Origin of the sequence: Algibacter ulvanivorans, assembly GCF_048381495.1 — a bacterium.
GTDB classification, from domain to species: Bacteria; Bacteroidota; Bacteroidia; order Flavobacteriales; family Flavobacteriaceae; genus Algibacter_B; species Algibacter_B ulvanivorans.
The window spans coordinates 272816-285861 of record NZ_JBLWGD010000001.1; the positions used below are offsets into that span (position 1 = coordinate 272816).

15 protein-coding genes are annotated in these 13046 nt (G+C 33.4%); all 15 read right to left on the minus strand.

Annotated features, from left to right (window positions below):
- Positions 1–44: 44 nt before the first annotated feature.
- Positions 45–899, minus strand: coding sequence for a phospholipase D family protein (locus tag ACNG5D_RS01310; protein ID WP_418181691.1), 855 nt, complete (start codon positions 897–899; stop codon positions 45–47).
- Positions 900–1093: 194 nt separating this feature from the next.
- Positions 1094–2020: a DUF3078 domain-containing protein gene (locus ACNG5D_RS01315; RefSeq protein WP_418181692.1), complete on the minus strand. Its 927-nt coding sequence runs from the start codon at positions 2018–2020 to the stop codon at positions 1094–1096.
- A 73-nt stretch (positions 2021–2093) separates the two neighbouring features.
- Positions 2094–2600, minus strand: coding sequence for a DUF2480 family protein (locus ACNG5D_RS01320; protein ID WP_418181693.1), 507 nt, complete (start codon positions 2598–2600; stop codon positions 2094–2096).
- A gap of 28 nt (positions 2601–2628) precedes the next feature.
- Positions 2629–2952 (minus strand): SUF system Fe-S cluster assembly protein, encoded by a 324-nt coding sequence (locus ACNG5D_RS01325; RefSeq protein ID WP_418181694.1) that lies wholly within the window; start codon positions 2950–2952, stop codon positions 2629–2631.
- A gap of 80 nt (positions 2953–3032) precedes the next feature.
- Complete coding sequence (locus ACNG5D_RS01330; RefSeq protein ID WP_418181695.1) at positions 3033–3455, minus strand: SufE family protein; 423 nt, start codon at positions 3453–3455, stop codon at positions 3033–3035.
- 121 nt (positions 3456–3576) lie between these two features.
- A complete protein-coding gene (locus tag ACNG5D_RS01335) occupies positions 3577–4791 on the minus strand; it encodes an aminotransferase class V-fold PLP-dependent enzyme (RefSeq protein WP_418181696.1) in 1215 nt (404 codons plus the stop codon).
- An 89-nt stretch (positions 4792–4880) separates the two neighbouring features.
- Complete coding sequence (gene sufD, locus ACNG5D_RS01340; protein ID WP_418181697.1) at positions 4881–6194, minus strand: Fe-S cluster assembly protein SufD; 1314 nt, start codon at positions 6192–6194, stop codon at positions 4881–4883.
- Positions 6195–6327: 133 nt separating this feature from the next.
- Positions 6328–7080: a Fe-S cluster assembly ATPase SufC gene (sufC, locus tag ACNG5D_RS01345; protein WP_418181698.1), complete on the minus strand. Its 753-nt coding sequence runs from the start codon at positions 7078–7080 to the stop codon at positions 6328–6330.
- Between the two features lies 1 nt (position 7081).
- The gene (locus ACNG5D_RS01350) at positions 7082–7501 is read right to left on the minus strand and encodes a hypothetical protein (RefSeq protein WP_418181699.1); all 420 of its coding nucleotides are present in this window, start codon (positions 7499–7501) and stop codon (positions 7082–7084) included.
- A gap of 19 nt (positions 7502–7520) precedes the next feature.
- Complete coding sequence (gene sufB, locus ACNG5D_RS01355) at positions 7521–8969, minus strand: Fe-S cluster assembly protein SufB (RefSeq protein WP_418181700.1); 1449 nt, start codon at positions 8967–8969, stop codon at positions 7521–7523.
- A 15-nt stretch (positions 8970–8984) separates the two neighbouring features.
- Positions 8985–9314: a HesB/IscA family protein gene (locus ACNG5D_RS01360; protein WP_418181701.1), complete on the minus strand. Its 330-nt coding sequence runs from the start codon at positions 9312–9314 to the stop codon at positions 8985–8987.
- Positions 9315–9530: 216 nt separating this feature from the next.
- Complete coding sequence (locus ACNG5D_RS01365) at positions 9531–9740, minus strand: hypothetical protein (protein ID WP_418181702.1); 210 nt, start codon at positions 9738–9740, stop codon at positions 9531–9533.
- 96 nt (positions 9741–9836) lie between these two features.
- Entirely contained in the window at positions 9837–10898 is a 1062-nt protein-coding gene (locus tag ACNG5D_RS01370) for a cytochrome-c peroxidase (RefSeq protein ID WP_418181703.1), read from the minus strand.
- 8 nt (positions 10899–10906) lie between these two features.
- A complete protein-coding gene (locus ACNG5D_RS01375; RefSeq protein ID WP_418181704.1) occupies positions 10907–11674 on the minus strand; it encodes an MbnP family protein in 768 nt (255 codons plus the stop codon).
- Position 11675: 1 nt separating this feature from the next.
- A complete protein-coding gene (locus ACNG5D_RS01380; protein WP_418181705.1) occupies positions 11676–13046 on the minus strand; it encodes a hypothetical protein in 1371 nt (456 codons plus the stop codon).

A 13046-nucleotide genomic window follows, 5' to 3' on the forward strand; every position in this document is an offset into this window, starting at 1 on the left:
TAGGACTAGCAATGGATTATAACGTTGTTGCGCTTTAGCGTTTTTTACATTATCGGATTTCGCATTGTTGTTTTTCCGTTCGATGCTTTTCCTGTTTTATGACAATACTTTTCGGGAAAATCCTCATTTCCATATTCATTCCAAATTTTCCAAGATTCTATATTCATAGGTTGTTTAGGATTGAATTTTATTTTTTTACCAGATCTTATGCAAAATCCGTGTTCTATTTTTTCCTCAATTTCTCGTTCAGGTCTAATGTCAGTTTTTGAGCCTAACTCTAATTCATAAGGAAAATCATCAAGTTTTTTGTTTTCAGATTTTTTGTTTTTCATAAACCCGTAGAATTTATCTGTCGAGTCAAACAAAATATCCGATTTTATATAATTTTTCCCTAAGTTAATAATCATTTTTTTAGTCTCAAAAACTGGTCTTTTGATAAAAACAACTTCTCCGTTATGTGCAATTTCCATACATTCATTCCACGCATCATTATCAGCAGACGATTTAAATCTGTCCAAAATACTCTGTTGAGAGTAAACTCCAAATTCTATATTATTTTTAAATGAATAATCATAAAGATTAATTGAAGTGATAACTCCTTGATGTTCGTTTCCATAATATTTAGCATGTAAGTTCGGAACATAAATTATGCTAACATTTAGAAATTTTTTGAAATAGTCAAAATCGGCTTTACTCATACTTTTTCGGACAGCTTTTTCATTCTTTCCGAATACTAAAACCAAATGTATTTTTGGATTATTTTCGTGCTTGTCAAAAAGTTTTTTGAAATAGTCATCGAGTTTAATAAATGGGGAAACAATGACTAATTGATTTTCTGTCTCCCAAATGATGTTATAAATGGCATCTTCTAATTCTTTTCCAGTAATAAATTTACTCATTTAATTCAAATGTTTGTTTTTTAGGGTATTAAATATAGTGTCTCTAATAAAAAACCGTAGTAATTTTTTATCAAACGTTAAACGAATTTATATTTTTTTTCTCACAAAGGCAAGCCGAAATTATATACTAAACAAAAAACGCTTCCTTATTTAAGGAAGCGTTTTTTTATAATGTTTTTGGTAAATTTTCTAGTTTAAAACTTATAGCTTAAACCAAAGGTGTAATAGGTTTGTAAATCGTTATCCACATCGTTAAAACCAGTTGCTGTTGCTGGATCTTGGCTTAAAGCGTAGTTTAAAGCTTCTTGTTTGTTGCTTCTTAATCCAAAATCGAAACCAACACCAATCATTTTCCATAAGGTGTAACCAAAAGAGTTTGTCCATGTAAAGTTCGATAAATCTCCAGATTTATAACTTTGGAAAGTAGAGAAGTTTGTTTTAAAACTTACAGCTCCTATTTGTCTGGTATAATCGGCAACAATTTTTGCGCCTAAAGACGATTCGAAAACAGCATCGTTATCAGAAAATACAAAGTTATAGTTTAATGGGTGTATTACTACAATTAAATTTTCAATAGGAGTCCACGTAGCACCAATACCTAAATCTAAATATCCTGGGTCGTTAAAGTTGTCTAATAAAGTTGTTCTGTATTCTGCTAAACCAGAAACGGCTAAGTTTTTTGTTAAATTTCTACCGTATAAAGAAGAGATATTAAAAACATCGGTTCCAGTTCTAAAACTATCATCATCAGTATCATCGTCTTTATCATCAAATTTTACCCAATTTAAATTTGTAGTTAAAGAGTTTCTCCAAAAGAATTTTTCCTCAATTAAATTAGCAAAGGCATTTACAGTAAAGCCAATATTACCAGAGGCATTGTTTGGCGAGCCTTGAGCGTACCAGTTATTAAAATTAGATAAGCTACCACCAATAGTACCAAAAGCTCCTTTTCTCCAGCCTGGAAGTGCATCAATTTTTGCTTGTAGTGCATTGGCTTCTGCTTGTGCAGCATCTGCTATGGCTTGTTTTTCTGATTTTTGAGCTTGTAATTCTTCTTTTGTTTGAGCGTTTAATGTTATAACGCTAATACATAATACTAATGTGAAAAATATTTTTTTCATGATTTTAATTTTGTTAAAATTTGTGTAAATATATAGTTTAGACTCCATTGTAGGACAGAGGTCACATAAAAATTTACTTTTTCTTAAAAAGTGGTACTGACGAGCAGGCTTCGCCATACATTATAGATTTTGCATGGGGTTTAAGCTTGTTTGATAGCATAATGTAAGCGTTTTGCGGCACAGGTTTATTAGAGCAACCTTTTATAATTATGGGTTTGTTTTTATAGTTAGAAACATCAAGGTTATTAATAATATCTTGATATATTGAGGTTTCTAGTTGTTCTAAATTACCAATTATAACTTTTTTGGCATAAGGCTCTAAGTAAATACTTAAAAGCATGTATGCCCAGCCAGGAATTATGGCATCTGTGCTACAGGTTAGTGCTATATAGTTGTCTTGGTATTGGCTCCAATTATAAGTAGAGGCTTGGGCTCTAAAATCTTTTTCGCGGAGTACAAAACCTTCAAACAACCAATTTTTTATATCGAAAAGTACTCGATTGCCTTTTGGATAATAATCTTCAAGATCTAGAGTAACTAATTTGCTATTTGCTACGCGATTTATTATTTCGTCTGACATGTTTTTGTAAGCTAAGGGCCGTTTTAAATTAAAGCATGCCTAATTCTAGTTTTGCTTCTTCACTCATTAATTCTTGAGTCCAAGGCGGATCAAAAGTAATTTCTACTTCTGCATCTTTTACCTCGTTTAACGATTTTACTTTTTCTTCAACTTCTAAAGGCAAGGTTTCTGCTACTGGGCAGTTAGGTGTTGTTAAAGTCATTAATATTTTTACATCGTAATCTTCGTTTACAAAAACATCGTAAATTAATCCTAGTTCGTAAATATCAACAGGTATTTCTGGGTCGTAAATGGTTTTTAAAACGTTTACTATTTTTTCGCCTAATTCGTCTGTATTTATTTGTTCGCTCATCTGTGCTTTTGTTTTATTGTTTAATTATTTATACGTTTTGTTGTTTGTAGTAATATACAAATCAACTCATTACTAAATAATTAATTTAACTGTGTTTGGTATGCTATAGCATACATTTTTAATTGTTTTACCATACTTACTAATCCGTTAGCTCGTGTTGGCGATAAATGTTCTTTTAAGCCAATTTTATCTATAAAATCGGTATTAGCATTAATAATATCGTCCGGGTGCTGATTTGAAAAAGCACGAATTAAAATGGCTATAATGCCTTTTGTTATTATGGCATCGCTATCGGCAGTAAATTCAACTTTATTGTCGTTCATTTCTGCATGCACCCATACTTTACTTTGGCAGCCTTTAATAATATTATTTTCGGTTTTATATTGGTTGTTAATTAAGGGTAAGTCTTTCCCTAAATCAATCATATATTGGTAGCGTTCTTCCCAATCTTCAAACATTGAGAATTCGTCTATTATTTCGTTTTGAATGTCTTCAATACTCATAGGTTTAATTTTATATTTTTTATTTCAGTTGAAAGCTTATCTTGATATTTTTAGATGAACTAAAATATGAACTTTAACAAATAAAATATATTTTATATATGTGCAAAAATACGATAAGAATTTAAGAAAGCATCATTTTAGCTTTCTTCACACCTTCAATTAAAGTATCAATTTCTGCTTTAGTGTTATAAAAAGCAAATGAAGCTCTTACGGTTCCTGGAATTTTATAAAAATCCATTATAGGTTGCGCGCAATGGTGCCCGGTTCTTACTGCTATGCCTAATTTATCTAAAATGGTACCAACATCGTATGGGTGAATGCCTTCTAGGTTAAAAGAAATAACAGATGTTTTGTGTTTTGAAGTACCATATATTTTTAGGCCTTCAATTTCTAGGAGTTTTTTGGTTGCGTAGTTTAGGAGTTCGTTTTCGTATGCAGCAATAGTATTATAGCCAATATTATTCATATAGTCTATAGCTGCGCCAAAGGCTATACCGCCGCAAATATTTGGGGTTCCTGCTTCGAATTTATGTGGTAAATCGGCATAGGTTGTTTTTTTAAAAGTTACTTCGGCTATCATTTCTCCACCGCCTTGATATGGCGGTAATTTTTTAAGCCACGCTTCTTTTCCGTATAGCATACCAACACCTGTTGGGCCACAGATTTTATGTGCAGAGGTAACATAGAAATCTACATCTAAGCTTTGTACATCTGGTTTTATATGTGGTGCAGATTGTGCTCCGTCTACTAATACGGCTGCGCCTACTTGGTGCGCTTTTTCAATAATATATTTAATAGGATTAATGGTGCCTAAAGCATTTGAAATATGATTAACAAAAACCAGTTTTGTGTTTTGGGATAGTAGGTTGTCGAATTCTGAGATGACTAGTTCGCCATCTTCATTCATAGGAATAACTTTTAACGTGGCACCTGTACGCTCGCAAAGCATTTGCCAAGGCACAATGTTGCTATGATGCTCTAAGGTGGAAACGATTATTTCGTCGCCTGTTTTTAATATAGACGAAAATCCGTTTGCTACTAAGTTAATACCATGCGTTGTGCCAGAGGTGAAAATAATTTCGTGGGCAAATTTGGCATTAAAATGGGCTTGAATTTTATGTCTGGCTTGTTCGTATAAATCGGTTGCTTCTTGGCTTAATGTATGTACACCACGGTGTATGTTTGCGTTGTAGTTAGTATAATAATTTACAATAACGTCTATTACCTGTTGTGGGGTTTGCGATGTTGCTGCATTATCAAAATACACTAAGGGTTTGCCGTTTACTTTTCTAGAAAGTATTGGAAAGTCTTTTCGTATGTTTTCTACATCTAACATGGCAGGTGGTTTAGCCCCGATTGAGGCATTTGTTGAAGCTCCTCGCAGAGAGCGACTGCCGAAAGCGGGATGAGCTTCAAATAAAAATTTTATAAATTGAAACCAAGATTTACTCCTAATTTATTGGCTATAATTTTGGTAATACGTTGTTTTAATTCTGGAATTTTAACCGAGCTTAATACGTTATTGCTAAAGGCAAACATTAATAAGGCTTTGGCTTCTTTTTCGGGAATACCACGCGAACGCATATAGAACATAGCGCTTTCGTCTAATTGACCAATGGTACAGCCATGCGAGCATTTAACATCGTCTGCAAAAATTTCTAATTGCGGTTTGGTGTTTATAGAGGCTTTGTCGCTTATTAAAATATTGTTGTTTGCTTGAAATGCATTGGTTTTTTGGGCTTCTTTGTTTACTACAACTTTACCGTTAAAAACGCCTGTTGATTTGTCGTTGAATATACCTTTGTAGTCTTGATGGCTTTCGCAATTTGGCTCGATATGATGCACCAACGTATTATGGTCTACATGTTGTTTGTTGCCTATAATTGTTATTCCTTTTAAGGTAGAATCTATACGTTCTCCTTCTTGATAAAAGTTTAGGTTGTTTCGTGTTAATTTGCCTCCAAATGCAAAGGTATGAACGGAAGTAAAGCTTTCGCGTTTTTGTTTTATAAACGTATTGTCTATTAACGATGCATTTTCGTTATCGTTTTGTATTTTATAATAGTCTATTATGGCACGTTTATTTGCAAAAATTTCGGTAACAGAGTTAGTAAGTACAGCGTTGTTGTTTAAGCTTTGGTGACGTTCTATAATTTGTACATGCGAGTTTTCGCCAACAACCACTAGGTTGCGGGGTTGTAACATTGTTGCCGATTCGTTTCCTGTAGAAAAGTGAATGATTTGAATTGGTTTTTCTACAATTTTATTTTTTGGTATGTGTATGTATGCGCCTTCGCAAGAAAATGCTGTGTTTAATGCTGTTAAACTGTCTTTTTCTGCGGCTTTATTAAAATAGTTTTCTATAACCAATTGGTATTTTGGTTTGCTTAATGCGGCAGACATTAGGCATACATCTATACCATCATGCGTGGTTTGCGATAAATGCGAGGAGTATTTACCGTCTATAAAAATAATTTTATAAGTATCTATATCGTGAATAAAGTACTTTTTAATATCGTTATAGTCTAAAGCATTTTCTTGTTTTGGGAATACACTATAGTCTTCTTTTAAAATACTATTTAGTGAGGTGTATTTCCAAGCTTCTTCTTTTTTTGATGGGAAGCCTTTTTCTTCAAATGTTTTAATAGCTTCAGATCTTACATCGTGTACGTAGCTGTCTATGTCTACTCGGTTTTCGAATGCTAAAAATGATGATACTAATTTTTCTTTTAAATCCATTGTTTTCAGTTTTCAGTCTTTGTTCTAGTTTTTGGTTAAAAACAGAAATTTAGACTGTTTACTATGTTTTGAAATTTTTAGTAGTCAGTTTTGAGTAAGCATCTGCAAACTATTACTGAATACTACAATTGTATTAAGCGTCAACTTCTTCTTTAATCCAGTCGTAACCTTTTTCTTCTAACTCGTGTGCTAGTTCTTTTCCGCCAGATTTTACAATACGGCCATTGTATAGTACGTGTACAAAATCGGGTACAATATAGTCTAATAGGCGTTGGTAGTGTGTAATAACTATTACAGCGTTGTCTTTACTTTTTAGTTTGTTTACACCGTTGGCAACAATACGAAGTGCATCAATATCTAGACCAGAGTCGGTTTCGTCTAGAATAGCTAGTTTAGGTTCTAGCATGGCCATTTGGAAAATCTCGTTTCGTTTTTTTTCTCCACCAGAAAACCCTTCGTTTAATGAGCGCGATAAAAATTTTCGATCTATTTCTAAAAGTTCAGATTTTTCGCGAATAAGTTTTAACATGTCTTTTGCAGGCATGTCTTCTAAGCCTTTTGCTTTACGAGATTCGTTTATGGCTGTTTTCATGAAGTTAGTAACAGAAACGCCAGGAATTTCTACTGGGTATTGAAACGATAGAAATACACCTTTGTGTGCGCGTTCTTCTGCTGCTAGCTCTTCAATGTCTTCACCATTAAAAACAATGTTACCATCGGTTACTTCGTACTCTTCTTTACCTGCAACAACAGATGCTAAAGTACTTTTTCCAGAACCGTTTGGCCCCATAATGGCATGAACTTCTCCTGCTTTTACTTCAAGGTTAATACCTTTTAAGATGCTTTTATCTTCAACACTTGCGTGTAAATTGTTAATTTTTAACATACTATTGGTTTCCTAGTTTAATAACTTTATTTTCTTCTTTAGGTGTAGGTTTTACGTTTAGAATTTCAACAATTTCTACTTTGTTTTCCCAAAGAATTTTTTCGTGTTTTTGGTTTGTAATTTTTCCTCGTATTTCAACAAGAACCATATCTGTTGGTTCTGTTTTGTACGGTTGTGCTTGTTTGTTTAATTCTTCTAACTTGTCTGTTATAAGAACGCCGTAAATTTCGGCATGTGTTTGTAAGACTGCTGCACCATCATAATACACAAACTCGCCTTTTAAAAGGGTTAAGCCATCGTTTTGTTTTGCTGTTTTTTCAGATGAATCTGAAATGGCTTCATTGCTTTGTTTTGGCTTATTATCGTTTTTACAGCTTATAAATGCTGTTAGTATTAGTGCGATAAGAATTATTTTTTTCATTTTTTTAATCGCATTTATTTTAACCTACAGATCCTTCTAAACTAATTTCTAATAGTTTTTGGGCTTCTACAGCAAACTCCATTGGTAGCTTATTTAAAACATCTTTACTAAAACCGTTTACAATTAAGGCTATGGCTTTTTCTGTATCGATACCACGTTGGTTACAATAAAAAATTTGGTCTTCTCCAATTTTACTTGTGGTAGCTTCGTGTTCTATTTTTGCAGTTTTATTTTTTGCTTCAATGTATGGGAAAGTGTGCGCGCCACACTCGTTACCCATTAGTAAACTATCGCATTGCGAAAAGTTACGAGCATTTTCGGCTCTTGAATTAACTTGTACTAAACCTCGGTAACTATTTTGCGATTTTCCTGCCGAAATTCCTTTTGAAATAATGGTAGATTTCGTGTTTTTACCTAAGTGAATCATTTTTGTACCTGTATCGGCTTGTTGGTAGTTGTTGGTTACTGCTATTGAGTAAAACTCGCCTACCGAGTTGTCGCCTTTTAGTACACAAGAAGGATATTTCCATGTTACTGCAGATCCCGTTTCTACTTGTGTCCAAGATATTTTGGCATTTTTTTCACACAAACCGCGTTTTGTAACAAAGTTGTAAACACCTCCTTTTCCTTCGGCATTTCCTGGATACCAATTTTGTACGGTAGAGTATTTAATTTCGGCATCATCTAAAGCTATAAGCTCTACAACTGCTGCGTGTAATTGATTTTCGTCACGACTTGGTGCTGTACAACCTTCTAGATAACTTACATAGCTACCTTGATCTGCAATTACAAGCGTTCTTTCAAATTGTCCTGTTCCTGCTTGGTTAATTCTAAAGTATGTCGATAATTCCATTGGGCATTTTACACCTTTAGGAATGTAACAGAAAGACCCATCACTAAATACAGCAGAGTTTAAAGCGGCATAAAAATTGTCTTTTTGTGGAACAACGGTTCCTAAATATTTTTTTACGAGTTCTGGATGCTCTTTTATGGCTTCAGAAATACTCATGAAAATAATACCTTTTTCGCCTAGAGTTTTCTTGAATGTTGTTGCGACTGAAACCGAATCTACTACAACATCCATAGCTACACCAGCTAATTTCTTTTGTTCGTCAAGAGAAATGCCTAGTTTTTCGAAAGTTGCTAGTAGTTCTGGGTCTACCTCGTCTATACTATCGTATTTTGGTTTACTATTAGGCGCAGAGTAATAGGATATGCCTTGAAAATCTGGTTTGGCATAGTTTACATTTGCCCATTCGGGCTCGATCATACTTTCCCAAACACGAAAGGCTTCTAAGCGCCATTCGGTCATCCATTCTGGTTCTTCTTTCTTTTTAGAAATAGCACGAACAATATCTTCATTTAATCCATTTGGAAATGTTTCAGATTCTATATCGGTATAAAATCCATATTCATATTCCTTGGTTTTTAATTCTTCGCGTAAATCATCTTCGGTATATTTCGACATAATGCTTTCTAATTTTTATAATGAAAATGATTCGCCACAACCGCAAGTTCGGTTAGCGTTAGGATTGTTAAATACGAAACCTGTGCCGTTTAGCCCTCCAGAATACTCTAATGTAGTACCTATTAGGTATAAAAAGCTTTTTTTGTCAACTATGATTTTTATATCATTGTCTTCAAAAACCTTATCACCTTCTTGTTGCTCTTTATCAAACTTTAAATCGTAAGATAAGCCAGAACAACCACCGCTTTTTACACCAACACGTACATAGTCTGTGGTGGCATTAAAGCCATCGTCGGCCATAAGTTCAATCACCTTCTTTTTAGCTGTTTCAGAGACTTTTATCATATAATTTTAGTGTTAAATTTAGTTGTGAATTAATGTTTTAATTAAGACAGTTTCTAAATAGAGTGCAAATATACAATATAAGTCCCTGAAAATCGAATAACCTAACATTATATTAGTATATAGTTTAATAGGTATTTTTTATTTGCTTTGAAAGAGCTTAAATAATAGAAGTTATTTGAGAAGTATGATTTAGATTAATTATACTATTGGAGTAATTTAAGCTGTTTTTTTAGGGCTGATAAGTGTTAAGAATTTTTGGTTTTCTATATGAGGAACGGCTGTTATTGATCCGTCATCTTCAAATTTAAAATAGCTTTTGCAGCATTTACACACTAATTCTGGGGTGTTTGAATTTGCTTTGCTTAAACGAAAATAATTATGCCCATAGGCTGCACAGAATATATTTGAAGTTCTATTTTTTGTCATAATTTGAAAACTTAGGGGCTGCAATTTAAGCAAAAGATATAAAAATAATAGATGAAAACGATATATTTTCGATGAAATACAATAAAAAATGTAGTATTATTCTATTTTATTGTTTTTATTTCTTACAAAATTATAATCTGATAGACTTAACAAAAAGGCTTTTAGGTTAGCTTTTTCGTTATTTGTAAGCCCAACTCCACCTATTGAAACTTTTTTCATTAATGGGTCTATGGTTGGCGATTGTTTTAGCCCATTACTATAGTGGTTAATAACCTCGTCTAATGTTAAAAATCGGCCATCATGCATATATGGAGCTGTAAATGTTAAGTTTCTAAGCGATGGTGTTTTAAATTTTCCATGGTCTGCTGGGTCTCCTGTTATGGCGCCTAAACCTAAATCGGTAAAAGTTTCGTCTAATCCATTGTTGTGAAATAGGTTGTCTGTCCAGAGTGGATTTTTATCGCTACCATGGCAATGAAAGCAATCGCCTTTATCTTCATTCATAAATATATTAAATCCATTTTGTTCTTCAGGTGTTAATTCTGCTTCGCCTAAAAGATATTTGTCAAACTTTGAATTTGCCGAAATTAATGTGCGTTCAAATTGAGCTATAGCTTTTGTAATTAAACTAGAGTCAATTTTAGAGTTACCAAAAGCTTGCTTAAATAATAGAGGATATTCTGGGTGTTGTTTAAGTTTTTGTTCTATGATTGTCCATTTGCCATTCATTTCTATAGGGTTAGAAACAGGCACAAAGGCTTGGTGTTCTAGGCTAAAAGTATTGCCGTCCCAGAAAAATTTTTCATCGTAATTCCAAGCTAAATTAAAAAGCGGCATTGAGTTTCTGTTGCCAAATGTACCGTTTACGCCTTCGCTAAACCTATTAGAATCTGTAAAAGCGAGTTCTGGTGCATGACAATCTGCACAGGCTTGGGTGTTATTTGAAGATAAAATAGGATCGAAAAATAATTTTTTACCAAGAGCAACACCTTCTTTAGTTTGTGGATTGTTAATAGGAATTACAGGGGCTAATATGTTATCTTGAAATAGTTTTGGTATTTCTAATGGGCTAGGTGTGGCTGTATATTGCCCAACAGGTTCGTTTTCGCAAGCAAAACAAAATAAAACAATAATTATATATAGTTGCTGTGCTTTCAAAATGTCTATTAATTTATAGATTGTAAGCTAAATACATTTTGCCCATTTTGGTGCATCATAATTTGAGCAGATGGATTTTGCATTAGCATTTGGTTTAGCTCATTTAAATTCCATGAGTTTGGATTTTTAAACCATTCGGCTATATTCATTTTTATATTAAAAGTTGTGTTGTTAGATATTGTTACTTCTCCTAGGCTAACATTAAAAAAAGTGTCTTGAGGGAAGTTTGGTTCTGCTCCAGAAGCATCAACTGCTCTAATTGCATGGTAGTTATACCCTTGTTCTGCGTTGGTTGTGTTTAAAAATTTACCATCTAATTGCATGTAATGATAGCCTCCTCCTAGCATTTCTGGTACAAACCAAGAGGCCGAGTTTAAATCTGTATAATTATTTAAGTTGTCTTCATTGTTAAATCCAAAAGTAAAACTAACATCGCTATAAACTCCAGTTGTTATAAAAGTTGTTGGTGTAAAAGATAGGTTTTCGTTGTTAGTTACATCTATTAGATTGTAGCCATCGAGTACTATTTTACTGCCATTTGGTTTATGAAATGTTATTTTTGATATTAGGTAGCGTAATCCTTCTATGCTTAATTGTTGCCCGTTTTCATTTGTGAATTTTATGGTATTGAAATCTGAATTGGTAACTGGTATTTCATCCCAATAATGACTAAAATTAAATGTTGCGTTTGTTAATAAAACCTTATCGTCATTATCTTCATGGCAAGCTGTTAAAGTAAATAAAAGTGCTAGAAAAATTGGGGCTATACATTTCATTTTAATGTGGTTTTAATTTAAAAATTAATAAATCTGAAAAGCCTTTATTGCTTAAAAGGTCTAAATTAGAGCTGTTAGAGTCTCCAACAACTATAATGCTTTTGTTATTTATTTCGGCGGCGCTGTAGGCAAAGTCTATTTCTGAGCCTCCAATGGTTTTTTGCCATTTTAAATGACCTTGAGTGTCTATTTTTATTACCCAAGCATCATTTTGTCCGTTATTGTTGGTAGTGTCGCCATTTAAGCTTCTGGAGCTTCCAGAAATAATAAAATCGCCATTTTGGGTTTTAAATATTGAACGCGCAGCATCAAAACTGTTTCCTCCAAATGTTTTTTCCCAAATAAGAGTGCCTGTAGGAGATATTTTTATTGCCCATAAATCTGCAGCGCCTTTGTTAATAGAAACGTTTGCATCATTACTTCTAGTATCTCCAACAATAATATAGTTTCCGTCGTCCGATTTTGCTATGGCTCTTGCTTCATCGGTTTGAGAGCCTCCAAAAGATTTTTCCCAAATTAGATTACCAGATTCAGAAATTTTTATCACCCAAAAATCATAAGTACCATTGTTGTTTTTTATATCAACATCTGCACTATCAGACGATCCTACTAATATATAGCCATTATCTTCTGTTTGAATAGCGTCGTAACAAGTATCTGTAAAAGTTCCTCCAAAATATTTGCTCCATTGTAGGTTTCCTAAAGCATTTATTTTTATTGCCCAATAATCGCCTCCTGCATGTTTAATTCTTGCTGATTTTGTAATGCTATTTTTGCTGTTTCCTTCTCCGTTTGATGCTGAAACATCTAATACGCCAGTTAATAGAAAGCCACCATCGTTAGTTTGAATTATGGTATTTCCTGTATCTGCACCAACAAAACCATAGTTTTTTTCCCAAGAGATGTTTCCTGAAGTGTTTAATTTAGTAACCCAAAAATCATGTGCACCGTTGTTTTTTGAAACATGACCGTTGCTGCTTTTGCTAAATCCTATAATAGCATAGCCGCCATCGGTAGTTTGTATAATGTCTTTGCCTCTGTCATCATCGTTACCTCCAAAGGTTTTTTGCCATTCTAGTATATCGTTTTGGTTGTATTTTAACAGCCAATAGTCAAACGATTCGTTTAGTTTGTTAGCAACATCTCCATCCATGCTTTGGGTGTGTCCAAGTATAGCATAGCCACCATCGTTAGTGTTTATAACAGATTGTGCGCTTTCGTTTTTTGTTCCGCCTATAGATTTTACAAATTCTATATGAATAGTTTCTGCTTTTATACTGTTATTATCGTCGTTTTTAGAACAATTAGTTAATGTAAAAACGACTGCAATAAGGCTTAGGGCAAGTATATATGTTTTGGGGTTATTATGCAT

Excerpts from the sequence above, each read along its gene's own strand:
- ACNG5D_RS01350 (WP_418181699.1), bottom strand. The coding sequence starts at position 7,501 with ATGAAAAAAATAATTCTTATCGCACTAATACTAACAGCATTTATAAGC.
- ACNG5D_RS01325 (WP_418181694.1), bottom strand. The coding sequence starts at position 2,952 with ATGAGCGAACAAATAAATACAGACGAATTAGGCGAAAAAATAGTAAAC.
- ACNG5D_RS01380 (WP_418181705.1), bottom strand. The coding sequence starts at position 13,046 with ATGCATAATAACCCCAAAACATATATACTTGCCCTAAGCCTTATTGCA.
- ACNG5D_RS01375 (WP_418181704.1), bottom strand. The coding sequence starts at position 11,674 with ATGAAATGTATAGCCCCAATTTTTCTAGCACTTTTATTTACTTTAACA.
- ACNG5D_RS01360 (WP_418181701.1), bottom strand. The coding sequence starts at position 9,314 with ATGATAAAAGTCTCTGAAACAGCTAAAAAGAAGGTGATTGAACTTATG.
- ACNG5D_RS01315 (WP_418181692.1), bottom strand. The coding sequence starts at position 2,020 with ATGAAAAAAATATTTTTCACATTAGTATTATGTATTAGCGTTATAACA.
- sufC (WP_418181698.1), bottom strand. The coding sequence starts at position 7,080 with ATGTTAAAAATTAACAATTTACACGCAAGTGTTGAAGATAAAAGCATC.
- ACNG5D_RS01365 (WP_418181702.1), bottom strand. The coding sequence starts at position 9,740 with ATGACAAAAAATAGAACTTCAAATATATTCTGTGCAGCCTATGGGCAT.
- ACNG5D_RS01310 (WP_418181691.1), bottom strand. The coding sequence starts at position 899 with ATGAGTAAATTTATTACTGGAAAAGAATTAGAAGATGCCATTTATAAC.
- ACNG5D_RS01335 (WP_418181696.1), bottom strand. The coding sequence starts at position 4,791 with ATGTTAGATGTAGAAAACATACGAAAAGACTTTCCAATACTTTCTAGA.
- sufB (WP_418181700.1), bottom strand. The coding sequence starts at position 8,969 with ATGTCGAAATATACCGAAGATGATTTACGCGAAGAATTAAAAACCAAG.
- ACNG5D_RS01330 (WP_418181695.1), bottom strand. The coding sequence starts at position 3,455 with ATGAGTATTGAAGACATTCAAAACGAAATAATAGACGAATTCTCAATG.
- sufD (WP_418181697.1), bottom strand. The coding sequence starts at position 6,194 with ATGGATTTAAAAGAAAAATTAGTATCATCATTTTTAGCATTCGAAAAC.
- ACNG5D_RS01320 (WP_418181693.1), bottom strand. The coding sequence starts at position 2,600 with ATGTCAGACGAAATAATAAATCGCGTAGCAAATAGCAAATTAGTTACT.